Genomic DNA, 21,708 nt, shown 5'->3' with positions numbered 1-21,708 from the left:
AAAGAGCCATGCTTTTTCCGAAAAGCCCACTACAACAATAAAGGATGATGACGATGCAAGGCATGATCATCAGCAACCCGCGCCTGGAATTCCTGCGCCCGGTGCTTGAACGCTGGTTTGACTGTATCGACCGCTACAACGCGGTGCGCGGCGACAGCGACACGCCTTACTGGCATGACGAGAAAGCCAATCTCGGACTGCTCTCGGCCGCAGCCTGGATGGCTGAGCTGGTTACCTTGAACGAAACTGCCACGCGCAAGCAGAACGAAGAAGGCGAGCGCAACGCTCGCGCCGATCTGTTTCTGGCCAGCGCCGAAGACCGCGCCTTTATCCAGGCCACCCAGCGCTGGCCAAAGGTTACCAACCTGAATCTGACTCAAGCCCTGCTGGACATCACCAACGACGCCAAACGCATCAGCTATGCCAGCGATCTCAAGCTCGGCTGCCTGTTTGTCGCGCCGCAAAAAGCCCAGCACAGCGCCAGCCCCGAAGAGTTGCAGGACATGGTCGACGACCTGCAAAAGGAACACACCTGCGCGGTCGCCTGGTATTTCCCTTACGCCTACCGCAAGTTGCGCAGCGAAGCCGGCAATTATCACCCGGGCATCGCCGTGCTGTTCAAGGAAGCCCGCGGCTGAGCAGTTGAACCATCGGGCTTGCGCCCTCCTCTATGATTAGGAATGCATTCATAGGGAAGATCAGCAATGCGCAAGCCCCAGCTCGTTTTTGTCATCGCCTTCGCCGGAGGGCTCGCCGCCTGCGGTGAGACCTCCAGCCTGCAAGTCTCCGACGGCACCGGCCCGTCACCGAAATTGCCTGAACCAAACAAGACCCTGATTCCGACGGTGAACATTGCCCCGGCGATCGGCTGGCCGGAGGGCGCTAAACCGACGGCAGCGACTGGCACGCAAGTCGCTGCATTCGCGGAAGGCCTCGACCATCCGCGCTGGCTCTATGTCTTGCCCAATGGCGATGTGCTGGTAGCGGAAACCAATGCCCCGCCAAAACCGGATGACAGCAGCGGCATTCGTGGCTGGGTGATGAAAAAGGTCATGGGCAAGGCTGGCGCGGGCGTGCCGAGTCCGAACCGCATCACCTTGCTGCGTGACGCCGATCATGATGGTGTCGCAGAAACCCGCACGGTGTTCCTGCAGAACCTCAACTCGCCGTTCGGTATGACGCTGGTTGGCAATGACCTGTACGTCGCCGATACCGATCGCCTGCTGCGCTTCAACTACGAACCCGGCGCGACCGAGATCAAGTCACAGCCAATCAAGGTTGTCGATTTGCCCGGCGGTACGCTGAATCACCACTGGACGAAAAACGTCATCGCCAGCAAGGACGGCAGCAAGCTGTACGTCACGGTCGGCTCGAACAGCAACGTCGGCGAAAATGGTCTGGATAAGGAAGAAGGCCGCGCCGCGATCTGGGAAGTCGATCGGGCGACCGGCAATCACCGCATCTTCGCCTCGGGCATCCGCAACCCCAATGGCCTGGCCTGGGAGCCGAAAAGTGGCGCGCTGTGGACAGCGGTCAACGAACGCGACGAGATCGGCAGTGATCTGGTGCCGGACTACATCACTTCCGTGAAGGACGGTGGCTTCTATGGCTGGCCGTTCAGTTACTACGGCCAGCATGTCGATGTGCGTGTGTCGCCGCAAAATCCGGACCTGGTGGCCAAAGCTATCGCCCCGGATTATGCAGTCGGGCCGCACACTGCGTCTTTGGGCCTGACGTTCGCCGAGGGCAACAACCTGCCGGCGCAGTTCAAGGAAGGCGCGTTTATTGGCCAGCACGGCTCGTGGAACCGCAAACCGCACAGTGGCTACAAAGTGATTTTCGTGCCGTTTACCGGTGGCAAGCCGAGCGGCAAACCGGTGGATGTGCTGACCGGTTTCCTCGACAAGGACGAGAATGCATTGGGCCGCCCGGTGGGCGTGGTGATCGATCAGCAAGGTGGCTTGCTGGTGGCGGATGATGTTGGCAATAAGGTGTGGCGAGTGTCGGCCAGCAAATAATTTTCGCCATGCACAAACAACTGTAGGAGTGAGCCTGCTCGCGATAGCGCCATATCAGTCGACATCATCGTTAACTGAATGACCGTTATCGCGAGCAGGCTCACTCCTACATTATTGGATTGTGTGCGGCTTGAATTAAGGGTTATGCGCCAGATGCTCCGGCTGCAACACCCGCTTGGCACTCAGATAAGCTTTCTGCCAGTACGCCTTCGACAGACTGTCCAGTTTCACCGTGCCACCCGTGGCCGGCGCATGCACAAAGCGCCCTTCGCCGACGTAAATCCCCGCATGACTGACCTGCGAACCGCCATTGGTGGCGAAGAAAATCAGGTCGCCAGTCTGCAAGCCTTCCTTGCCGACATTCGGTGCCTGCATGACGATCAACTCACGCGTCGAACGTGGCAAAGAAATGCCCGCCGCATCACGGTAGACAAAACCGATCAGCCCGCTGCAATCAAACCCCGAATCCGGCGTATTGCCGCCCCAGCGATAAGGCGTGCCCACCAGGCCAAGCGCGCGAAACAGCACGTCTTCAGCAGCCGGTGAAAAAGCCTGGGAGGGGCCGAACACGACCGGCGCGCGAACCACCGGCGCAGGAGGCGGTGTGCGACTGGCGCAGGCGCTGAGCAGCGCTGCGAAGAAGATCAATGTGAGGCGGGCCGTCATCGTCATAAGCAGAACATCCTGATCTGGCTGCGGCTTTTTCTGCCGATGGACAGAAAAGAAAACCGCCTGCGTGAGCACGCAGGCGGTTTGCCATCAATATAGATTCAGGATTCTAGCGGCTACGCGGCAAACTTCAAGTAAGACTTTAACTTCACCTTGTAAAGTATACGTCTACTCCGTTGCCGGAAGCCTGATTGTCGCCGCGAACGCAGCGACATCAAGGGAATTACTTGCGAGCAGTAACTACAGTCGGAGCGTTGGCCAATGCGCGTTTCGCTTCGATGAAAGTCTTGCTCCAGTAGCTGTCACCCAGGCTGTCGATGCGAACACCGCCGCTGCGACGACTGCTGGAGTGGATGAACTGGTTGTCACCGAGGTAGATCCCGGCGTGACTGACACGACCGCGACGACCGTTGGTGGCGAAGAACAGCAGATCGCCCGGCTCAAGGTTGCTGCGCGAGACCAGCGGCGCATCGACGTTGATCATTTCGCGTGTCGAGCGCGGCAGGTTCATGCCAGCTTCTTCGCGGAACAGATAACCGATGAAACCGCTGCAATCGAAACCGGCTTCAGAGGTACCGCCGAAACGGTAACGGGTACCGATCAGGGACATGCCGCGTTCGAGGATGCTGTCGGCCAGAACAGGAAGCTGATAAGGCTTCTTGCCATTGAATTCGTTGAGTTCTTTTTCGGTATCCAACTCTTCCTGGTAAATAACGGAAGACTGAGCCGTGGCAGAATTTTTAACCTGTTGAGGCTGCTCTTGAACTGGAGAATGAGCAGCGCAACCGTACAACAGGGTGACGAGTGCGAGAGGCACGAGGGGTGCGAAGCGCTTTAGCATGGGCACGACCGTGGCTGATAGTTGTAAAGAAGCCGAGACTATGCCCGCTATCAACCTCATTTGCAAATTCAATCGATCTTTTTGTGACTTCTCGGTTTCTCGTTTACATCTAAGCGCTTAAGCCCATTTGAACCGATACGCGCCCTGCACACCCTGCAGGAAAGCGGATTTTCTGGCGCCTGAAATATGCCGAGACACGCTGAAAGCCGCAGAACCAAAGGGATGGCTACCAGCCGAGGGTTTCTTTCAGAAACGGAATAGTCAGCTTGCGCTGCGCTTGCAACGAGGCCTGATCGAGCTGCTCAAGCAAGTCAAACAGCGCACTCATGCTGCGGGTGCCGCGAGTCAAAATAAAATGCCCGACTTCGTCAGTCAGGTGCAGACCACGACGCGACGCGCGCAATTGCAAGGCGCGCAATTTGTCTTCATCGGAAAGCGGACGCATCTGAAAAATCAGCGCCAGGGTCAGGCGCGATTTCAAGTCAGCCAGTTTGACCGGCAGTTCACGCGGAGAGGTGGAAGCGGCAATCAGCAAGCGCCGACCGCTGTCACGCAGACGGTTGAACAGATGAAACATCGCCTCTTCCCAGTCAGCCTTGCCGGCGATCACCTGCAAATCATCCAGGCAAACCAGTTCGTACTGTTCAAGGTTATCGAGGATTTCGACACCGCGATCCATCAACTCTGCCAACGGCAGGTACACCGCCGGCTCGCCCATCTGCTCGAATCGCAGACACGCCGCCTGCAACAGATGCGTACGCCCTACGCCGTGTTTGCCCCACAGGTAGATCAGGCTTTCTGTCCAGCCGGCGTCGGCTTCGCATAGACGCTCGACATAGCCGAGTGCAGCGGCATTGGCGCCTGGGTAGTAGTTGATGAAGGTGGCGTCGTCACGCAGACGCACACCTAGGGGCAGCTGAATCGGTTTCATGCTGACTGAACAGTTCTCAAGGAACCGTTAGTGGCCTCTGTGTAAAGTTTGCGAAGTTTATACCCGTGAAGCCGAGCGCACAATGCGACAGAGTCCAAGCAAAATCAAAGGTTTGCGTTAACGCACTGGTTTTATGACAGATTCTTTGGCGCCACCACCCGCAGGACGCGGGCCAACCCGGCGATTCGCCGGGCCGCCCCTGTGCCATTACAACTGCGGATCGTCAACGCCGCTATAGATGTCGGAATCCTTGTACAAGTCGTGCACATGGCGCACCAGCACCATGATCACCGCCGCCACCGGCAATGCCAGCAGCACGCCGGTGAAACCGAACAGTTCGCCGCCAGCCAGAATCGCAAAGATCACCGCCACCGGATGCAGACCGATACGATCGCCCACCAGCAACGGCGTCAGCACCATACCTTCCAGCGCCTGACCGACCATGAACACCGCAACGATCCCGACCATCGGATACAGATCGCCGCCGAACTGGAACAGCCCGGCAATCAGTGCCGCGCCAATACCGATCACGAAACCCATATACGGCACGATTGCAGCCAGTCCGGCGATCAAACCGATCAACAGCCCCAGCTCCAGTCCGACAATCATCAGGCCTGCCGCATAGATCACGCCCAGCGCCACCATCACCAGCAACTGACCGCGCACAAACGCGCCCAGTACCTCATGACATTCACCGGCCAACGATACGATGGTCTCTTCCCGATCACGCGGCAGCAGGCTGCGGATCTTGGCCATCATCACGTCCCAGTCGCGTAACAGGTAGAAACTCACCACCGGGATCAGCACCAGATTGGCCAGCCAGCCGATCAACGCCAGACTGGAGGCCGTTGCCTGACTCAGCACCACGCCGACAATGTCGGTGGTCTGACCCATGTGCTCGCTGATCGCAGCCTTGACCTTATCGAACTTCCAGAAACCGTCCGACAACCCCAGCTTCGACTGCGCCCACGGCACTGCAGTGTGCTGCAGCCAATCGAGCATTTGCGGCGCCAGTTCGTACAAACGCAGCAACTGCTTGGCGAGCATCGGCACCAGCACCAGCATCAGCGCGGTGACGATCAAGGTGAACAGAGCAAACACCGCGATCACGCCCCAGGTACGCGATAAACCAAGCCGCTCCAGGCGATCCACCAACGGATCGAACAGATAAGCCAGCAGCAGCGCCACCAGGAACGGCGTGAGAATCGGGTGCAGCAACCATACAAACGCGCAAAGCAGGACTACCCCACCGAGCCAGAACCAACGCCGCGTATCGGCCATGTACCACTCCTGCTTCTATATAAGGAAAGACTTACCAGCGAAACCGCAACGACGGTGCTGCCGGGATCGGGGCTGGCGCCGCGACAGGTGTTGCGCCGCTAGCCACTGGCTGTGGCGCTGAAACCTGCGCCGGCGCCTCGGCCGGCAACTCCTGCAACTTCGCCAGCGACAGCTGCGCGCGCATTTGATCGGCGCTGCCATTGACCCGATAGACGATGCGATCACCGTCAACACTTTGCAGACGCACGCCAAACGGTTCGAGTAACCGCAACAGCGCCGCGTAATGCTCCAGATTCATGCCCTGCACTTCCAGAGTCTGCTGCCCCGAAGCGCCGGGCTTGGCCACGAAACGTGGTGCCAGACGCTCGGCCACTGCGAGCATTACCGCATCGGCCACAGCGGCCTGATCGGCGCCCTGCACGCTGCCCGCCTCTTTCTGATCGCCCAGCCACAAGTGCCACTTGGCTTGCCACTGCCCGCCTTCTTCGCGCGCATGCACCGCCAGCAAGGCGTCAGCGTTGTAGCGTTCGGAGGCGCCGCGCAACGGTGCCGGATCCGTGCCTTCCAGCGCTGGCGCCGTGGCAACAAGTTGCTCGCTCAAGTCCGCCAGCGGCAAACGCAACGGCAAGCCGCGATGTTGCGCGGCCGTACGCAACGGCGCCGCAGCGGCCTGACCATCACCGACCAGACTCGAACCCTCGGCCGAATCGTTCAGCCACCAACTCAGGATCGACGGCCGACTGGCCCCCCACAACGACAGCCCGGCACGCCGCAGCGCCTGCTCGGTGGTCGCCGGATCGAAATCGACCTTCAGCACCTCCGGCGGCCCGGCGTCGAAACCGAATTGACTGATGATTTGCTGCGGATCCTTGCGAATCGCCGCCAGCCCCGGGTTTTGCGCAGCTTTCGGATCGCCGGTCAGACGCAACACCAGCGTGTCGAGCGCCGCCTGCGTGGCGCGATCACGCTCTTCCGGCGCCTGGCCATTGACCGGCTCACGCACTTGATAAAGGCCTTTGAGATTTTCGGCGTGACTCGCCAGGCTGATCAGAGACAAACAACCCACAAACAACAATTTACACAAACGCATGGAGAATTCCCGTCGACAGGAGCGGCTGGAACAGGCCGCGTGAACCGGTTAAGCAAGGCTGTGACAATCTGCCAGCACTAAACATTCACACGACAGCGGTAAAATTTTGCACAGTGATAACGATAGACGGTTAATCGCCACACTTTATACAGGCGTTCATACGGCTCAATTGCAAAAATTTCCGCTGATATGGCCCTGCCCGTCGGTGCGAGGATGGCCGCTGCCCCTCAAGCCTGATAAAATCGCGCGCCTTCGCAGACCGGCAACAGCCGGGCACCTCGAAACTCGCGTGAGGCCATCGCCCCGTCGATTTCGAAGTTCCCGCTGAACTCGGTCGTTACCCCTGAATCCCCTCCCCTAAAGGCCTGGATCATGAGCAAGCAACCCTCCCTGAGCTACAAGGACGCCGGTGTAGACATCGACGCCGGTGAAGCATTGGTCGAACGCATCAAGAGCGTCGCCAAGCGCACTGCGCGCCCGGAAGTCATGGGCGGCCTGGGCGGTTTCGGCGCCCTCTGCGAAATCCCGGCCGGCTACAAGCAGCCCGTGCTGGTTTCCGGCACCGACGGCGTTGGCACCAAGCTGCGTCTGGCGCTGAACCTGAACAAGCACGACAGCATCGGCATCGACCTGGTTGCCATGTGCGTCAACGACCTGGTGGTTTGCGGCGCCGAGCCGCTGTTCTTCCTCGACTACTACGCCACCGGCAAATTGAATGTCGAGACCGCGACCCAAGTCGTTACCGGCATCGGCGCTGGCTGCGAACTGTCGGGTTGCTCGCTGGTTGGCGGCGAAACCGCTGAAATGCCAGGCATGTACGAAGGCGAAGACTACGACCTGGCCGGCTTCTGCGTCGGCGTCGTGGAAAAGGCTGAAATCATCGACGGCTCGAAAGTCGCCACCGGTGATGCGCTGATCGCGCTGCCATCGTCCGGCCCGCACTCCAACGGCTACTCGCTGATCCGCAAGATCATCGAAGTCTCCGGTGCCGACATCGAAAACATCCAGCTCGACGGCAAACCGCTGACCGACCTGCTGATGGCCCCGACCCGCATCTACGTCAAGCCGCTGCTCAAGCTGATCAAAGACACCGGCGCCGTCAAAGCCATGGCCCACATCACCGGTGGCGGCCTGCTCGACAACATCCCGCGCGTTCTGCCAAAAGGCGCTCAGGCTGTGGTTGACGTGGCTAGCTGGACTCGCCCGGCGGTATTCGACTGGCTGCAAGAGAAGGGCAACGTCGACGAGACCGAGATGCACCGCGTGCTGAACTGCGGCGTTGGCATGGTCATCTGCGTGGCTCAGGAACACGTAGAAGTTGCGCTGAACACCCTGCGTGACGCCGGCGAACAGCCTTGGGTCATCGGTCAGATCGCTGCCGCTGCCGAAGGCGCTGCTCAGGTTGATCTGCAGAACCTTAAGGCTCATTAATGTCCGCAACCTGTGATGTCGTGGTGCTGTTGTCCGGCACCGGCAGTAACTTGCAGGCTCTGATCGACAGCACGCGGACCGGCGACAGCTCGGTCCGCATCGCTGCAGTGATTTCCAATCGCGCCGACGCCTACGGCCTGCAACGCGCCAGTGACGCGGGTATCGCCACCCGCTCACTGGATCACAAGGCATTCGAAGGTCGCGAGGCCTTCGATGCTGCTCTGATCGAACTGATCGACGAATTCAATCCGAAACTTGTGGTACTGGCCGGTTTCATGCGCATTCTCAGCGCTGATTTCGTTCGCCACTACCAGGGTCGCCTGCTCAACATCCACCCGTCGCTGCTGCCCAAATACAAAGGGTTACACACTCATCAGCGCGCGCTGGAGGCCGGCGATACTGAGCACGGCTGCTCCGTGCACTTCGTCACCGAGGAACTCGATGGCGGACCACTGGTCGTACAGGCAGTATTACCGGTAGAGTTGCACGACACGCCGCAGAGTCTTGCGCAGCGAGTTCACGTTCAGGAACACCTGATCTACCCGATGGCAGTTCGCTGGTTTGCCGAAGGCAGACTGGCACTCGGTGAACACGGTGCTTTACTGGATGGCCAGTTACTCGCGGCCAGCGGCCACTTGATTCGACACTAGGAGATATTATGCGTCGCGCCCTGCTCTTCGCTTGCGCTCTGCTCGCCCTGCCCTTCGCGCAGGCAGCGGAACTTCAACCGTTCTCCGCCAGCTACACCGCCGACTGGAAGCAGTTGCCCATGAGCGGCACCGCCGAGCGCAGTCTGGTCAAGGAAGCGAATGGTGTCTGGAAGCTCAGCTTCAAGGCCTCGATGATGATCGCCAGCCTGACTGAAGAAAGCACCCTGACCCTGGACAAGGACACCTTGCTGCCGCAGTCCTACCACTTTGAACGTGGTGGCCTGGGCAAAGCGAAAAAGGCTGATCTGGATTTCGACTGGAACAGCAAAATGGTCACCGGCACCGACCGTGGCGACGCGGTGAAAATCCCGCTGAACCGCGGCATGGTCGACAAGTCCACCTATCAACTGGCGCTGCAACATGATGTGGCTGCTGGCAAAAAGACCATGAGCTATCAAGTGGTCGATGACGGCGAAGTCGATACCTATGACTTCCGCGTGCTGGGTCCGGAAAAAGTCGAAACCAAGGCTGGCAAGATCGACGCGATCAAGGTCGAGCGCGTACGCGACCCGACACAAAGCAAGCGCACCACCGTCCTCTGGTTCGCCAAGGATTGGGATTACCTGCTGGTCCGCCTGCAACAGGTTGAAACCGACGGCAAGGAGTACAACATCATGCTCCAGGACGGCACGGTCAACGGCAAAACCGTTAAAGGCAGCTGATCCGCCGCAAGAACAAAGAGCCCCGCGAAATGCGGGGCTTTTTTTTAGTCTGCGCTTTAGCCCGACCTTTTGTGTCACCTTCACCCCTCACCCCAGCCCTCTCCCGAAGGAGAGGGAGCCGACCGAGATGTCTCACCAGCTACATCGACCTGAAAGACCGAGTCGATTATGGATTAGATCAGGTCGGTGTAATTTTCTAATCTCCCACGGTCAGCCCCCTCTTCCCTTGGGCGAGGGAGCCGACCGAGATGTCTGACGCTGTGCATCGACCTGAAAGATCGAGTCGATTATGGATTCACCAAAGAACACTCAGGTCGGCGTAACTCGCCAATCTCCCGCGTTCAGTCCCCTCTCCCTCCGGGAGAGGGCTAGGGTGAGGGCAGCCTCAGGTTCACCACACACTCAAACCGAAAATTTCGCCACCATGCTGTTCAAATCCACCGCCAACCGCGACAACTCCTGACTCGCCGCACTGGTCTGATTGGCCCCCGCCGAGGTCTGCATCGCCAGATCACGAATGTTCATCAAATTACGATCTACCTCACGCGCCACCGCTGCCTGCTCCTCTGAAGCACTCGCGATCACCAGATTGCGCTCGTTGATCAGCGTGAACGCCGAGGCGATCTCTTCAAGTGCAGTCCCTGCAGCCTTGGCCAACTCCAGCGTCGAGCGCGCGCGCACATTGCTTTGCTGCATCGAACTGACCGCCGAATCAGTGCCCTGCTGAATCCCGCCAATCATCTGCTCGATCTCCTGCGTCGACTGCTGCGTGCGATGCGCCAGGGCGCGCACCTCATCGGCCACCACCGCAAATCCGCGCCCGGCATCCCCGGCCCGCGCTGCCTCGATCGCAGCATTCAAAGCGAGCAGATTGGTCTGCTCGGCAATCGAACGAATCACGTCCAGCACTTTGCTGATGCTGTAGACCTTCTGCGCCAAATCTTCTACTTGGCTGGCATTGGCCGTCACATCATCAGCAAGCGATTCGATGGACAACACCGTTTGATGCACCTGTTCCCGGCCATGCTGGGCAATACGATCGGATTCACGAGAGGCCTCGGACGTGGCCACGGCATTGCTGGCAACCTCCTCCACTGCAGCCGTCATCTGATTGACCGCCGTGGCCGCCTGTTCAATTTCCAGGCTCTGCTGGTGCAACCCGCGCGTGGCATCCTCCGTGACGCAACTCAATTCCTCCGACGCCGAGGCCAACTGGCTGGAGGACTCGGAGATTTGCCGAATCGTGTCACGCAGGTTGTGTTGCATGCTCTTGAGCGCGTGCAGCAGTCGCGCCGGTTCGTCCTTGCCGCTGATGTTGATATCGCCGGTCAGATCACCTCCAGCCACTACCTCGGCGACACCCAACGACTGCGCCAGCGGCAGCACGATGCTGCGCGTCAGCAGCAGGGCCAGGCCGATGGTGATCAGCGCAGTGACACCGATCATCACGCCGACCCACACCCGCGAACTGGTAAACACCAGCCGCGCTGCTTCGGTGGCGAGATTGGCATTGTGTTTATTCAGCTCAACCAGCTCGCGTAAGAGCACTGCGATTTCATCGGCCAAGGGACTCATCTGCCCATTGAGAATGGTCGCGGCCTCCTCGACCCGATTCTGCGCCGACAACTGCATGACCTGTGCCTGAAACTCCAGATACTGGTGCTCGGCAACCTTGAAGCGATCGAACAGCTTGCGCTCCTCGGGCAGTACGATCAGCACGTCATAACGCTGCTGCGCTTCACTAAGCACACCGCGTAATTCATTGAGTTTGGCAACGTTCTGCTCGAGCGCCTGCGGATCGCGATTGAGCAACAGGCGCATGGTCAACGCCCGCAGGCGCAACATGTCCTGACTCATCTCACCGACCGCCATCACACTCGGCAGCCAATTGTTATCAACCTCGTCGGACTGCGCGCGCATGTTCGACATTTGCAATAAAGCGAACGCCCCAAGGGCAAATACCATCAGCGCCAACAGACCAAAACCGAGGCCTGCGCGCGGGGCAATATTGAGACTACGGATACTCATTGCTCTGGTTCCTTCCAAAAGCGCTGCATCAACCCTGCAGCTGGTTGCTTTAGAAGGTATCGGCCCCGCGGAAAAATGCGTAAGACGAAAAGGCGATATCAAAAGGCCTTGATCCTTCGAACCGTTGGCATTAACGATTCAGCGTAGTTTTCTCGGACTTGAGCACCGTTCGCGGCAAGATCGCCAGGAAGTTATCCCGAGCGACTTTTTTCGCAACGTCCTCGGGCAACGCATCGAGGAATGGCTTGAAGCTGTGCATTTCCTCACCGAGTTTGTTGAATCGCCCAACAACGTCTGAACCCAGCATGAAGCGCTCGGGGTATTTCTCGACCAGCGCCAGCCATTCCGCTCGCGGCTTGCCTTGCTCGTCCAGCAGGTACGGCGTGAGCATGCTCCATGACAAGTCGATGAACAGATTCGGATACGCCTCAAGCATGCGCGTCAGCGTAGGCAACAGGAAAGTCAGCTGGGTCTGATGCCGATGGATTTCAGCGCTGGTGCCGGCGTGCGCCCAAATGAATCGCGTGTGCGGGTGATGACGCAGCGGTTCTTCGATTTCCTTCAGGTACAGCGGATTTTTCTCACGCTTGGAGGTGATGTTGGAATGCAGCATCACCGGCAGATCGTTCTCGGCTGCGAGGTGATAGATCTTTGTCATCGCTTCGTTGTTGGCGCGCGGCGTGTCGCCGGACGTCAGCGCCGTGAGATCGTCATGACGAGTGAACACTTCGCCGATGCCCTGCCACAGTCCCGGGTACAGATCGAGCATGCGCTGGATGTGTGTGGCGGAGTTCTTGTCGTTCGGGTTGAATCCGGAAAGAAACGGATGAAAGTATGGGCGTTGTTCTGCGCTCAGTTTTTGCACCGCGTCGGCGACAATCACGTCGGTCGCGCTATACCAGTAAGCATCGGCGTCATCCCCGGCGTAATAGCGCGGGCGCTTGGGTTCGTCCTCATGCCACTTCTTAGCGACCGGAATGCCAGAAATCATCACATGCTCGACGGAACCGTCCTTCATCGCCGTCAGCAATTTCGCCATGCCAGCGCTTTCCTGGAAAAAATCCACGTAATGCAGGTGCGCATCGCTGTAGATGTATTCGCGGGCGCTGACGTTGCCGGCAAATACCAACAAACAGGCAAGACTCAAACGATACAGGGACACAAGTAATCTCCAGGAAGTAGGCATAGCCTAGACCCTGCCCTGACGACAAGGGTTCATCCCGCAGGAAAGTGGAACGCGTACCGGTGGGAATGCTCTATAACTGCAAGGTCTTTTTTGATCGAAGCGACTTTTCCTACTGCCAGTGAGGTTCCCATGACCGTTACCGTCAATACCGTCTCCGCTGAAGGTTTTCGTCACACCGTACAGATTGATGACCACGAACTGTTTGCCGACGTACCAAAAACGGCCGGCGGCGAAGGCTCGGCACCTGAGCCACACGACTATTTCGATGCGGCCCTCGGCGCCTGCAAAGCCCTGACCCTGAAGATGTACGCGAAGAAGAAAGACATCCCGCTGACCGGCGTCGGGGTCGATGTCAAACGCGACAACAGCGAAGAGCAGAAAGGTAAATACGTCCTGCACGTCACCCTCACCCTGAAAGGCGTGCTCACCGACGCCCAGCGCGAGGAACTGCTGCGCGTCGCCGATCGCTGCCCGATTCACAAGCTGATGACCACCACCGACGTCAGCATCGAAACCCACGCCCCGCAAGGCTTCGATAGCCAGTAATCCTCCTGATGCCAGCGGCGGGTTATGCTTCTGGCATCACCCGCTCAGCCTGGAATGCACCATGGACACGCAACCTCTGATCATTCGCCCGCGCGCCGAAGACGTCGAAGGCCAGCCGATTCTGCGCCCGCTGCCGTCAGCCAAATGCCGCAGCGTCGGGCCTTTCGTGTTTTTTGATCACATGCTCGAGACGGTTTATCCGACGGGCAAAGGCATGAACATCCGACAGCACCCGCACATCGGTCTGTCGACACTCACCTATTTGTTTGAAGGCCAACTCCTGCACAAGGACAGCCTTGGCTCGGACCAGGTGGTCAGCGCTGGAGATGTCAGCTGGATGACCGCCGGCAGCGCGATTGCACACGTCGAGCGCACGCCGGAACCGTTGTGGGACCAGAGCTTCACCATGCACGGCTTGCAGATCTGGCTGGCCTCGCCCAAGGATCATGAACAAGGTCCCGGGCATTACAGCCATCACCCGGCGGCGACACTGCCGGTCAGCGATAACCTCGGCGTACAGATTCGCATGATTGCCGGGTCAGGCTTTTGCCTGGAATCGCCGGTGCCGGTGCTTTCTCCTACGTTGTATGCCGAAGTGCAGATGCAAACCGCGACTACCCTGCTGATTCCGACCGAGCATGAAGAACGGGCGGTGTATGTGTTGAGTGGGGATGCGCAGTTGAATGGCGAGGCGATTGAGCCGCATGCGCTGGTCGTGTTGCCGGCTGGGGAAGAGATGAGTTTGTTTGCCGACAGTGATGTGCACGCGGTGGTATTTGGCGGCGCGCCATTGGACGGGCCTCGGCGGATCAACTGGAATTTTGTGGCGAGCGACCCGGCGGCAATTGATGAGGCGCGGCGCAAATGGGCGGCCGGGGAATGGCCGACGGTACCGGGGGAAGTCGAACGGATTGAATTACCAGGTTAAGCCTTTACCCTCACCCCAGCCCTCTCCCAGAGGGAGAGGGAGCCGACCGAGGTGTCTTGCGTCATACATCGACCTGAAAAATCTTGGCGATTATGGATTCACCAAGACACCTTCAGGTCGACGCGTTGGTTGAGCACCCACCATCAGTACCCTCACCCCAGCCCTCTCCCAGAGGGAGAGGGAGCCGACCGAGATGTCTCAGGTTATACGCTGACCTGAAAAGTCTTGGCGACTATGGATTCAGCACAGCCCTTTCAAGTCGGCGTAACTCCCAAGCATCCCCCATTTAGTCCCCTCTCCCTCCGGGAGAGGGTTAGGGTGAGGGTGAGGGGCTTTTGCTTTTCAGGCTTTAGCCCTTGAACACTTCATCCAGCAAATCATGCATAGACTTGAACGCGCGCTTGGCGGTCTTCGCGTCGTACATCATCTTGCCCGGCACATTCGCATGCGGATCAGTAAACGAGTGCACCGCACCGCCGTAGCTGAGCAACTGCCAATCGACCTTCGCCGCATTCATCTCGTCTTCAAACGCCGGCAACTGCTCCTTCGGCACCAATGGATCAGCAGCACCGTGCAACACCAACACCGAGCCCTTGATGTTCTGCGCATCAGCAGGATTCGGCGAATCCAACGTACCGTGGAACGACACCGCCGCCTTCACCTGCGCCCCCGTGCGGGCCAGATCCAGCGCACAGCAACCGCCAAAGCAGAAACCGAACACTGCCAGTTTCGACGTATCAACCGCCGCCTCACCCTGCTTCTGCAACTGCTCGAACGCCGCTTGCATACGCGTGCGCAGCAACGCACGGTCGTCCTTCAACGGCATCATCGCCGCGCCAGCCTGATCGGCGTTCTGTGGACGCACAGCCTGACCGTAAACGTCAGCAATCAACACCACGTAGCCCTTGGCCGCCACCGATTTGGCGATTTCTTCGGCACCGGCGCTGACGCCCATCCAGTTCGGCGCCATCAACAAACCCGGACGCGCGCCTTTGTGCTCAGCGTCGAACGCCAAGCGACCTTCATAGGGCTGGCCGTCAATCTGATAGACCACGGAACGTACAGTGACTTGGCTCATTTCTGACTCCTGATTTGCTAAACACCAGAATGAAAAAACCCGCCGAAGCGGGTTTTTCTACGACTTGGTTAAACCGACAGCTCAACCAGCAGCTTGTTCAGACGGCGCACATAAGCAGCCGGATCCTTCAAGCTGTCACCAGCCGCCAGCGCAGCCTGATCAAAGAGGATGTGCGACAAGTCGCCAAAACGCTCTTCGCTCTGCTCGCCATCGAGTTTCTCGATCAGCGGGTGGCTTGGGTTGAATTCGAAGATCGGCTTCGAATCCGGAACCTTCTGCCCGCTGGCTTCGAGGATCTGACGCATTTGCAGACCCAGATCCTGCTCGCCGATGGCCAGAATGGCCGGCGAATCGGTCAGACGATGCGATACGCGGACTTCCGCCACGGAATCGCCCAGCGCGGTTTTCAGACGCTCAACCAGACCTTCTTTGGACTTGGCGACTTCTTCTGCGGCTTTCTTGTCCTCTTCCGAGTCCAGATTGCCCAGATCGAGATCACCGCGTGCCACGTCGACAAACGTCTTGCCGTCGAACTCGCTGAGGTAGCTCATCAGCCACTCGTCGATGCGGTCGGTCAGCAGCAGCACTTCGATGCCTTTCTTGCGGAAGACTTCCAGGTGCGGGCTGTTCTTGACCTGCGCGTAGGTTTCGCCGGTGAGGTAGTAGATCTTGTCCTGACCTTCCTTGGCGCGTGCCAGGTAGTCAGCCAGACCAACGATCTGCTCGCCGTCGTCGCCGTTGGTCGATGCGAAACGCAGCAGACCGGCAATTTTCTCTTTATTAGCGAAGTCTTCAGCCGGGCCTTCTTTCATGACCTGACCGAAGTTCTTCCAGAAGCCTTTGTATTGCTCAGGCTCGTTTTTCGCCAGTTTTTCCAGCATATCGAGCACGCGCTTGGTCAGCGCGGTCTTCATCGAATCGATGATCGGGTCTTTCTGCAGGATCTCGCGCGACACGTTCAGCGACAGATCGTTGGAATCGACCACGCCTTTGATGAAGCGCAGGTACAGCGGCAGGAACGACTCGGCCTGATCCATCACGAACACGCGTTGCACGTACAGCTTCAGACCTTTCGGCGCTTCACGCTGGTACAGGTCGAACGGTGCGCGGGCCGGCACGTACAGCAGCGAGCTGTATTCGAGCTTGCCTTCGACTTTGTTGTGGCTCCAGGCCAGCGGATTTTCAAAGTCGTGAGCGATGTGCTTGTAGAACTCCTGGTATTCCTCGTCCTTCACTTCAGTGCGCGGACGGGTCCACAGAGCACTGGCGCGGTTGACGGTTTCCCATTCAACGGCCGGAGCCTCTTCGCCTTCGGCAGCTGCAGCTTCTTTCGGCAGCTCGATCGGCAAAGCGATGTGGTCGGAGTACTTCTTGATGATGTTGCGCAGACGCCAGCCATCAGCAAACTCGTCTTCTGCAGCTTTCAGGTGCAGAACGATGCGGGTGCCGCGCTCCGGTTTGTCGATGGTGGCGACTTCGAACTCGCCCTCGCCTTTCGACGACCAGTGCACGCCTTCGCTGGCCGGGGTGCCGGCGCGACGGGAGTACACGTCAACCTGGTCGGCAACGATGAAGGCGGAGTAAAAGCCGACACCGAACTGGCCGATCAGGTGCGAATCTTTCTTTTGATCGCCCGAGAGATTCTTCATGAAATCAGCGGTGCCGGATTTGGCGATGGTCCCCAGGTGGGTGATCACATCGTCACGGTTCATGCCGATACCGTTGTCTTCGAGGGTGACGGTCTTGGCGTCCTTGTCGAAGCTCACACGGATTTTCAGATCAGCGCCACCTTCGAGCAACTCTGGCTTGGCCAGGGCTTCGAAGCGCAGCTTGTCGACAGCGTCAGAGGCGTTCGAGATCAATTCGCGAAGGAAAATTTCCTTGTTGGAATACAGCGAATGGATCATGAGGTGCAGCAGCTGCTTTACCTCGGTCTGGAAGCCCAGGGTTTCCTTTTGAGTTTCCACACTCATGGTCATCAAACTCCAATCAGATGGCAGTGGCCGCGACCCGAAATGGTCGGCGGCGGGTTGTCTTGTGAGTTTGGGGCGCTGTTCAGGATTTCAAGGGCTCATCGATTTTGAAGTGTGCACGCGCGGTGGCAATCGGTTCGCTTTCGGTACTTTGCCAGGCCGTGATGGCGACATTGGCGACGCGTCGGCCCTGGCGGCAGACCTGACACTTGGCCCAGGTATCGCGAAACTGCCCGGCGCGCAGGTAATCAAGGGAGAAATCGATGATCTTTGGCACGCCCGGGGTCTCGGTGAAGATGAGCAAATGCAGAGCGGCGGCCAGTTCCATGAACCCGGCAATGACACCGCCGTGGATCGCGGGCAGTAAAGGGTTACCAATGTTGTCTTTGTTGGCCGGCAGCTTGAACAGCAATTCATCGCCGACGCGTGAGCATTCGATGCCGATCAAACCTGCATAGGGAATCAGTTTCAACAGTGGCGCGTAATCACCTTGAGCGTGAGCGAGTCGCAACTGCTGTTTCAGATCATCGCTCATTGCCCTGCTCCCTTGATCGCGCCGCCGAAGCCTTTGGTGCCTTTAAGGCCCTTGCCCATGCGCATGAACGTACCGACGACGTGGGCGATGGGTTGTTCGGGATCGTCCTGATAGGCGAAACCACGAGCGAAGATCACATCGGTGGTTACCCGGTAGCACTGGGCGAAACCATAGACGTCTTTGTTCGGTTCGGCGGCGTGCATATAGTCAATGCGCAAATCGAGGGTCGGGCAGACTTCGAATTCCGGCAACACACAGAGCGTCGACATCCCGCAAGCGGTGTCCATTAACGAGGTAATTGCGCCACCATGAATGACCCCGGTCTGCGGATTACCGACGATTTGCGGGCTATAAGGCAGGATCACCGTGAGCCCTTCGCTGGAGGCTTCATGTACTCGCAAACCAAGTACCTGGCAGTGTCTTAACGCTGAAAGAAATCGCGTCGCGCGCTCAAAAACGGGGTTTTCAGCCATATGATAATTACTCTCGTTAAAGCCATTGGCCAGTAGTAGCGAACAGACCAAAAGTTCCGTAGCAAAACAAACTTATATATCTGAAACAAATGAGGAACTTAACCTGTAGCGCCAAGCTCTTAAGGCCAGTAGTTATTTTCCATAAGGAGAAACACCCCATGCGTAAGACTTTAGCTATTGCCTTGATGTTGACCGCTTCCCTCGGTCTCGCTGCCTGCGATAAAAAATCCGAGGACAAAGCTCAAGATGCCAACCAACATGCTGAACAAGCTCAGCAAGACATGAACAAAGCTCAGGATAAAGTGAACGACGCTGCGAAAGAAAACGCCGAAGCTGCCAAAGCTCAGGCTGAATCGAACGCTGCCGCGCAAGAAGAAGCTGCCAAGAAGCAATAATTCGCTTTTTGCTGCAGAAAAAAGAAAACCCGCCAAGTGCGGGTTTTCTTTTGCCTGTCATTTAGTGACAAGGTCGCCTTAGAGCAAGACCGTTCTAAAAGTCGGACTAATCATCAACAACAGCGAACACACTATGCCAACTACCCAGGCCAGACTGCGCAGCTTGGGAAGATCGGCGAGATAGAACCACAAGTAGATGATCCGTGCGATCACGAAAATGATCGCCAACGTATCGATCAGCCATCCTGCCGTCTGGGTGGTATGCGCCATCAGCACACCGACCGCGAACAACATGAACGCTTCAATCGTATTCTGATGCGCCGCCAGCGCCCGCGCGCCGTAGCCGGTCAGTTGCGCTTGTTGCTGGCGCGGCAAGTGGTTGTTGTAACCGCCCTGCTCTTTCATCGCCTTGCCCACCGGCATACGCGCGATGTAAATCAACAACGCAGTGATAAACACACACCAGAACGGAATACTCATCAAGCGACCTCTTTGTTTGTTTCGGGAAGGGGGGCTTCTGTAGGGGTATAGACCATGACATCGAGAACGTCGGAATGAAACTCGCGGCGGTACAGAACCAATACCACACCGGCGCTCATCAGCATGAACAACCATGGGCTGACGAACCACGCCAGCATGGTCATGCCGAAGTAGTAAGAGCGCAGCCCGAAGTTGAACTGGTTGGCCGCCATCGAAATCACTCGCGCCGCCCGCGCAGCGAACGCCTTGCGCTCCTGTTCGGAAACATGTCGCTCACCGATCATTGGCGCCGAGCCGACCAAAACCGCCGCAAAATTGTACTGACGCATGCACCAGCTAAAGGTGAAGAAGGCATAGACGAACACCATCGCCAGACACAACAACTTGATCTCCGACATGCCCTGCGACGCCTGTTGCACCATAGGAATATCTGCCAGCAACGACACTGCCCGCTCCGACGCGCCAAGCACAGTGAGAATACCGGCGAGAATAATCAGCGTGCTCGAGGCGAAGAACGAGGCGTTACGCTCAAGATTCCCGATCACGCTGGCATCGGCGATGCGGTTGTCACGCAGCAACATGCGGCGCATCCAGTCTTCGCGGTACAGGTGCAGCACGCTCGCCAGACACGCTGTATCGCGGCCCTTCCAGGAGGCATAACGGGTATAACCGCCCCAGCAGATGACGAACCAGACGGCCGCGAGCAGGTGGATCAGGTTGGCTTGGATGAACGACATGCAATTCCTTGTGAGGTGTGTACACGCACTGATTACTTGTGGGAGCGAGCTTGCTCGCGAAAGCGGTGTGTCAGCCGCCATCAATGTTGCGCGATACGCCGCTTTCGCGAGCAGGCTCGCTCCCACATTGAGATTTCGGCAACCCTTCGACGTTAGCTCAGGGAAAAAGACACTGCCTGACGCGCATAAAAAATGCCCCGTATCGATTGATACGGGGCATTTCTGTTTAAGCGTTGAAGACCCGCTTTTGGCGGGTCAGACAACGTCAGGCAACCGCTTCGCTGCGCTTGCCCAGCAGGCGATCGCAAACCACCGCAACCACCAGGGTCATCACGCACGGCACCAGCCACGCGAGGCCCTGCTCGCTCAGTGGCAGGTGCGACATTTGCGATGGCATCCAGTCGGCCAGACCGGCGCCTTTCAACGCGTCGATGGAGCCGAAGACGAACGACACCAGCATCACCGGGCCGAGAATGCGGCCGTGCTCATGCCAGAAGTCTTTGCAGAAGCTCAGCGCCACCAGCACGATGCACGGCGGATAGATTGCGGTCAGCACCGGAATCGAGAAGGCAATCAGCTTGGTCAGGCCCAGGTTGGATACCAGCAGCGAGAACGCCGCCAGAATGATCACCAGGGTCTTGTAGGACAGTGGCAGCACACGGCTGAAGTATTCGGCACACGCACAAGTCAGACCGACCGCCGTCACCAGACACGCCAGCGAGATCAGCACCGCGAGGAAACCGCTGCCCAGCGAACCGAAGGTGTGTTGCACATACGCGTGCAGTACCGCCGCGCCGTTGGTCGCGCCCACGGCCACTTCGTGGCTGCCGGAACCGAGGCGGAACAGGCTGATATACACCAGCGCCAGACCGACACCGGCGATCAGGCCAGCGATGATCGCGTAACGGGTGATCAGCGCCGGCGACTCGACGCCACGGGAGCGGATCGCGTTAACGATAACGATGCCGAACACCAGCGCCCCGAGGGTATCCATGGTCAAGTAACCATTGATGAACCCTTGAGAAAACGGTGCCGCCACGTATTCCGGCGTACCGTGGCCGATGTCACCCGCCGGCAAGGCGAATGCAGCGATGCCGAGGACTGCCAGCGCGATGATTTTCAGCGGCGCGAGGAAACGGCCGACAGTGTCCAGCAAACGCCCAGGGTAGAGCGAGATGAAGAACACCAGCAGGAAGTACACCGAGCTGTAGAGGAACAGTGCCAACGGGCTTTCGCCGGTCAACGGCGCCAAGCCTACTTCAAAGGATACGGTTGCGGTACGCGGGGTGGCGAACAACGGGCCGACTGCCAGGTAGCACGCAGCCGCGAGAATGCCGCCAGCGATCTTGCCGATCGGGCTGCTCAGCGCATCCATCGCCCCACCGACCTTGGCCAGTGCAACGACAGTGATCACCGGCAAACCCACTGCGGTGATCAGAAAGCCCAGCGCGGCCATCCAGACGTGAGGTCCGGCCTGCAAGCCAACGATAGGCGGGAAAATGATGTTGCCAGCCCCGACGAACAGGGCAAACGTCATAAAACCAAGTGCCAGGATGTCCTGACCTTTCAAAACTTTCATTAAGGTAATACCACACTACTGAATCGGAATTTAGAGGGGGATTGCCCTGTGTAATTAGGGAAATGCTGTCGATCCGTATGGGACTGACCCTTAAAGCGCGTTGCATGCCTTGTGGGCGGCAGACGCAAAAATGGCTG

22 protein-coding genes are annotated in these 21,708 nt (G+C 58.3%); 8 read left to right on the top strand and 14 right to left on the bottom strand.

Translation table 11 applies throughout. The annotated features are described in order from the left end of the window. Positions 1 to 53: 53 nt before the first annotated feature. Positions 54 to 638, top strand: a complete 585-nt coding sequence (locus AC5SEM_RS05020) for a hypothetical protein (RefSeq protein ID WP_495472296.1) — start codon at positions 54 to 56, stop codon at positions 636 to 638. 66 nt (positions 639 to 704) lie between these two features. After that, positions 705 to 2,018 carry a PQQ-dependent sugar dehydrogenase gene (locus AC5SEM_RS05015; protein ID WP_495472295.1) on the top strand — a complete coding sequence of 438 codons (1,314 nt, stop codon included), beginning with the start codon at positions 705 to 707 and terminating at the stop codon, positions 2,016 to 2,018. Positions 2,019 to 2,153: 135 nt separating this feature from the next. On the opposite strand, the gene AC5SEM_RS05010 is transcribed toward AC5SEM_RS05015, so the two are convergent. The 5 genes from AC5SEM_RS05010 to AC5SEM_RS04990 all read right to left on the bottom strand — a co-directional run bounded on the left by AC5SEM_RS05010 (position 2,154) and on the right by AC5SEM_RS04990 (position 6,830). After that, positions 2,154 to 2,690, bottom strand: a complete 537-nt coding sequence (locus tag AC5SEM_RS05010) for a C40 family peptidase (RefSeq protein WP_095050233.1) — start codon at positions 2,688 to 2,690, stop codon at positions 2,154 to 2,156. Positions 2,691 to 2,910: 220 nt separating this feature from the next. Beyond that, the gene (locus tag AC5SEM_RS05005; RefSeq protein ID WP_007919826.1) at positions 2,911 to 3,528 is read right to left on the bottom strand and encodes a C40 family peptidase; all 618 of its coding nucleotides are present in this window, start codon (positions 3,526 to 3,528) and stop codon (positions 2,911 to 2,913) included. A gap of 226 nt (positions 3,529 to 3,754) precedes the next feature. Next, a complete protein-coding gene (gene hda / locus AC5SEM_RS05000) occupies positions 3,755 to 4,459 on the bottom strand; it encodes a DnaA regulatory inactivator Hda (protein ID WP_007919828.1) in 705 nt (234 codons plus the stop codon). Between the two features lie 207 nt (positions 4,460 to 4,666). After that, positions 4,667 to 5,740, bottom strand: coding sequence for an AI-2E family transporter (locus AC5SEM_RS04995; protein ID WP_102900818.1), 1,074 nt, complete (start codon positions 5,738 to 5,740; stop codon positions 4,667 to 4,669). A 31-nt stretch (positions 5,741 to 5,771) separates the two neighbouring features. Continuing rightward, a complete protein-coding gene (locus AC5SEM_RS04990; protein WP_116032361.1) occupies positions 5,772 to 6,830 on the bottom strand; it encodes a DUF2066 domain-containing protein in 1,059 nt (352 codons plus the stop codon). 372 nt (positions 6,831 to 7,202) lie between these two features. On the opposite strand from AC5SEM_RS04990, the gene purM reads away from it, so the two are divergent. From purM to AC5SEM_RS04975, 3 genes are read left to right on the top strand one after another with little or no spacing between them, the layout of a single operon-like run. Continuing rightward, positions 7,203 to 8,261, top strand: coding sequence for a phosphoribosylformylglycinamidine cyclo-ligase (purM, locus tag AC5SEM_RS04985; RefSeq protein ID WP_008082936.1), 1,059 nt, complete (start codon positions 7,203 to 7,205; stop codon positions 8,259 to 8,261). Next, positions 8,261 to 8,911, top strand: a complete 651-nt coding sequence (gene purN / locus AC5SEM_RS04980) for a phosphoribosylglycinamide formyltransferase (protein WP_495472294.1) — start codon at positions 8,261 to 8,263, stop codon at positions 8,909 to 8,911. Before purM ends, purN begins: the two co-directional genes overlap by 1 nt. Positions 8,912 to 8,919: 8 nt before the next feature. Then, positions 8,920 to 9,633: a DUF3108 domain-containing protein gene (locus AC5SEM_RS04975; RefSeq protein WP_077571717.1), complete on the top strand. Its 714-nt coding sequence runs from the start codon at positions 8,920 to 8,922 to the stop codon at positions 9,631 to 9,633. Between the two features lie 402 nt (positions 9,634 to 10,035). Here the strand turns inward: AC5SEM_RS04975 and AC5SEM_RS04970 are convergent, their stop codons facing one another. Next, a complete protein-coding gene (locus AC5SEM_RS04970; RefSeq protein WP_495472293.1) occupies positions 10,036 to 11,661 on the bottom strand; it encodes a methyl-accepting chemotaxis protein in 1,626 nt (541 codons plus the stop codon). Between the two features lie 130 nt (positions 11,662 to 11,791). Further along, the gene (locus AC5SEM_RS04965; protein ID WP_495472292.1) at positions 11,792 to 12,847 is read right to left on the bottom strand and encodes an amidohydrolase family protein; all 1,056 of its coding nucleotides are present in this window, start codon (positions 12,845 to 12,847) and stop codon (positions 11,792 to 11,794) included. A gap of 129 nt (positions 12,848 to 12,976) precedes the next feature. On the opposite strand from AC5SEM_RS04965, the gene AC5SEM_RS04960 reads away from it, so the two are divergent. Both AC5SEM_RS04960 and AC5SEM_RS04955 read left to right on the top strand, forming a co-directional pair. Then, entirely contained in the window at positions 12,977 to 13,393 is a 417-nt protein-coding gene (locus AC5SEM_RS04960) for an OsmC family protein (RefSeq protein ID WP_127926352.1), read from the top strand. Positions 13,394 to 13,454: 61 nt separating this feature from the next. Further along, the gene (locus AC5SEM_RS04955) at positions 13,455 to 14,321 is read left to right on the top strand and encodes a pirin family protein (RefSeq protein ID WP_495472291.1); all 867 of its coding nucleotides are present in this window, start codon (positions 13,455 to 13,457) and stop codon (positions 14,319 to 14,321) included. A gap of 349 nt (positions 14,322 to 14,670) precedes the next feature. Here the strand turns inward: AC5SEM_RS04955 and AC5SEM_RS04950 are convergent, their stop codons facing one another. The 4 genes from AC5SEM_RS04950 to AC5SEM_RS04935 form a co-directional block, all read right to left on the bottom strand. After that, entirely contained in the window at positions 14,671 to 15,399 is a 729-nt protein-coding gene (locus tag AC5SEM_RS04950) for a dienelactone hydrolase family protein (protein WP_223025697.1), read from the bottom strand. A gap of 68 nt (positions 15,400 to 15,467) precedes the next feature. After that, entirely contained in the window at positions 15,468 to 17,372 is a 1,905-nt protein-coding gene (htpG, locus tag AC5SEM_RS04945; protein WP_034156253.1) for a molecular chaperone HtpG, read from the bottom strand. An 82-nt stretch (positions 17,373 to 17,454) separates the two neighbouring features. Beyond that, on the bottom strand, positions 17,455 to 17,907 hold the full coding sequence (locus tag AC5SEM_RS04940; protein WP_495472290.1) for a PaaI family thioesterase: 453 nt from the start codon (positions 17,905 to 17,907) through the stop codon (positions 17,455 to 17,457). Next, positions 17,904 to 18,380: a PaaI family thioesterase gene (locus tag AC5SEM_RS04935; protein WP_123592698.1), complete on the bottom strand. Its 477-nt coding sequence runs from the start codon at positions 18,378 to 18,380 to the stop codon at positions 17,904 to 17,906. Before AC5SEM_RS04935 ends, AC5SEM_RS04940 begins: the two co-directional genes overlap by 4 nt. A gap of 158 nt (positions 18,381 to 18,538) precedes the next feature. Between AC5SEM_RS04935 and AC5SEM_RS04930 the strand changes: the two genes are divergently transcribed. Continuing rightward, complete coding sequence (locus tag AC5SEM_RS04930; RefSeq protein WP_007959016.1) at positions 18,539 to 18,775, top strand: hypothetical protein; 237 nt, start codon at positions 18,539 to 18,541, stop codon at positions 18,773 to 18,775. Between the two features lie 78 nt (positions 18,776 to 18,853). Here AC5SEM_RS04930 and AC5SEM_RS04925 read toward each other — a convergent pair whose 3' ends face one another. From AC5SEM_RS04925 to brnQ, 3 genes are all read right to left on the bottom strand, one after another. Further along, positions 18,854 to 19,255 carry an MAPEG family protein gene (locus AC5SEM_RS04925; protein WP_077571710.1) on the bottom strand — a complete coding sequence of 134 codons (402 nt, stop codon included), beginning with the start codon at positions 19,253 to 19,255 and terminating at the stop codon, positions 18,854 to 18,856. Further along, positions 19,255 to 19,992 (bottom strand): DUF599 domain-containing protein, encoded by a 738-nt coding sequence (locus AC5SEM_RS04920; RefSeq protein WP_077571709.1) that lies wholly within the window; start codon positions 19,990 to 19,992, stop codon positions 19,255 to 19,257. Before AC5SEM_RS04920 ends, AC5SEM_RS04925 begins: the two co-directional genes overlap by 1 nt. A 265-nt stretch (positions 19,993 to 20,257) precedes the next feature. Next, positions 20,258 to 21,571, bottom strand: a complete 1,314-nt coding sequence (gene brnQ / locus AC5SEM_RS04915) for a branched-chain amino acid transport system II carrier protein (protein WP_495472289.1) — start codon at positions 21,569 to 21,571, stop codon at positions 20,258 to 20,260. Between the last annotated feature and the right edge of the window lie 137 nt (positions 21,572 to 21,708).

It is taken from the genome of Pseudomonas sp. CH61 (assembly GCF_059429415.1).
This window is presented reverse-complemented; position numbering and strand designations above follow the sequence as displayed.

Excerpts from the sequence above, each read along its gene's own strand:
- AC5SEM_RS05020 (WP_495472296.1), top strand. The coding sequence starts at position 54 with ATGCAAGGCATGATCATCAGCAACCCGCGCCTGGAATTCCTGCGCCCG.
- AC5SEM_RS05015 (WP_495472295.1), top strand. The coding sequence starts at position 705 with ATGCGCAAGCCCCAGCTCGTTTTTGTCATCGCCTTCGCCGGAGGGCTC.
- AC5SEM_RS05010 (WP_095050233.1), bottom strand. The coding sequence starts at position 2,690 with ATGACGATGACGGCCCGCCTCACATTGATCTTCTTCGCAGCGCTGCTC.
- AC5SEM_RS05005 (WP_007919826.1), bottom strand. The coding sequence starts at position 3,528 with ATGCTAAAGCGCTTCGCACCCCTCGTGCCTCTCGCACTCGTCACCCTG.
- hda (WP_007919828.1), bottom strand. The coding sequence starts at position 4,459 with ATGAAACCGATTCAGCTGCCCCTAGGTGTGCGTCTGCGTGACGACGCC.
- AC5SEM_RS04995 (WP_102900818.1), bottom strand. The coding sequence starts at position 5,740 with ATGGCCGATACGCGGCGTTGGTTCTGGCTCGGTGGGGTAGTCCTGCTT.
- AC5SEM_RS04990 (WP_116032361.1), bottom strand. The coding sequence starts at position 6,830 with ATGCGTTTGTGTAAATTGTTGTTTGTGGGTTGTTTGTCTCTGATCAGC.
- purM (WP_008082936.1), top strand. The coding sequence starts at position 7,203 with ATGAGCAAGCAACCCTCCCTGAGCTACAAGGACGCCGGTGTAGACATC.
- purN (WP_495472294.1), top strand. The coding sequence starts at position 8,261 with ATGTCCGCAACCTGTGATGTCGTGGTGCTGTTGTCCGGCACCGGCAGT.
- AC5SEM_RS04975 (WP_077571717.1), top strand. The coding sequence starts at position 8,920 with ATGCGTCGCGCCCTGCTCTTCGCTTGCGCTCTGCTCGCCCTGCCCTTC.
- AC5SEM_RS04970 (WP_495472293.1), bottom strand. The coding sequence starts at position 11,661 with ATGAGTATCCGTAGTCTCAATATTGCCCCGCGCGCAGGCCTCGGTTTT.
- AC5SEM_RS04965 (WP_495472292.1), bottom strand. The coding sequence starts at position 12,847 with ATGCCTACTTCCTGGAGATTACTTGTGTCCCTGTATCGTTTGAGTCTT.
- AC5SEM_RS04960 (WP_127926352.1), top strand. The coding sequence starts at position 12,977 with ATGACCGTTACCGTCAATACCGTCTCCGCTGAAGGTTTTCGTCACACC.
- AC5SEM_RS04955 (WP_495472291.1), top strand. The coding sequence starts at position 13,455 with ATGGACACGCAACCTCTGATCATTCGCCCGCGCGCCGAAGACGTCGAA.
- AC5SEM_RS04950 (WP_223025697.1), bottom strand. The coding sequence starts at position 15,399 with ATGAGCCAAGTCACTGTACGTTCCGTGGTCTATCAGATTGACGGCCAG.
- htpG (WP_034156253.1), bottom strand. The coding sequence starts at position 17,372 with ATGAGTGTGGAAACTCAAAAGGAAACCCTGGGCTTCCAGACCGAGGTA.
- AC5SEM_RS04940 (WP_495472290.1), bottom strand. The coding sequence starts at position 17,907 with ATGAGCGATGATCTGAAACAGCAGTTGCGACTCGCTCACGCTCAAGGT.
- AC5SEM_RS04935 (WP_123592698.1), bottom strand. The coding sequence starts at position 18,380 with ATGGCTGAAAACCCCGTTTTTGAGCGCGCGACGCGATTTCTTTCAGCG.
- AC5SEM_RS04930 (WP_007959016.1), top strand. The coding sequence starts at position 18,539 with ATGCGTAAGACTTTAGCTATTGCCTTGATGTTGACCGCTTCCCTCGGT.
- AC5SEM_RS04925 (WP_077571710.1), bottom strand. The coding sequence starts at position 19,255 with ATGAGTATTCCGTTCTGGTGTGTGTTTATCACTGCGTTGTTGATTTAC.
- AC5SEM_RS04920 (WP_077571709.1), bottom strand. The coding sequence starts at position 19,992 with ATGTCGTTCATCCAAGCCAACCTGATCCACCTGCTCGCGGCCGTCTGG.
- brnQ (WP_495472289.1), bottom strand. The coding sequence starts at position 21,571 with ATGAAAGTTTTGAAAGGTCAGGACATCCTGGCACTTGGTTTTATGACG.